Genomic DNA, 728 nt, shown 5'->3' with positions numbered 1-728 from the left:
CAAGGTCCGATAGGAAATCAGGGACCGGATGGTAATCAAGGACCAATAGGAAACCAAGGACCGGACGGTAACCAAGGACCGGACGGTAACCAAGGACCGGACGGTAACCAAGGTCCGATAGGAAATCAGGGACCGGACGGTAACCAAGGTCCGGTAGGAAATCAGGGACCAGACGGAAATCAAGGACCGATAGGAAATCAGGGACCAGACGGAAACCAAGGACCGATAGGAAATCAAGGACCAGACGGAAATCAAGGACCGATAGGTAATCAGGGACCGGACGGTAATCAAGGTCCAATAGGTAATCAGGGACCGGATGGCAACCAAGGACCAGTGGGACCACAAGGACCGATAGGACCGGACGGCAATCAAGGTCCGATAGGAAACCAAGGACCGGATGGTAATCAAGGACCAATAGGAAATCAGGGACCAGACGGTAACCAAGGACCGATAGGAAATCAGGGACCAGATGGTAATCAAGGTCCGATAGGAAACCAAGGACCAGATGGTAACCAAGGTCCGATAGGAAATCAAGGACCAGACGGAAACCAAGGACCGATAGGAAATCAAGGACCGATAGGAAATCAGGGACCAGACGGTAACCAAGGACCGATAGGAAATCAGGGACCGGATGGTAACCAAGGACCAGATGGTAACCAAGGACCGATAGGAAATCAGGGACCGGATGGTAACCAAGGACCAGATGGTAACCAAGGACCGATAGGAAA

Annotated in this window: 1 pseudogene; it reads left to right on the top strand. The window is 52.1% G+C overall.

The window, feature by feature from the left end:
- Nucleotides 1–728 (top strand): annotated as a pseudogene (locus tag ACI6PS_RS16200) (hypothetical protein); the annotation flags it as partial.

Source organism: Flavobacterium sp. PLA-1-15, assembly GCF_049060005.1.
In the GTDB taxonomy this organism is placed as follows: Bacteria; Bacteroidota; Bacteroidia; order Flavobacteriales; family Flavobacteriaceae; genus Flavobacterium.
Note: the sequence above shows the minus strand (reverse complement) of the source record. Positions and strands in the feature narration are given on the sequence as shown.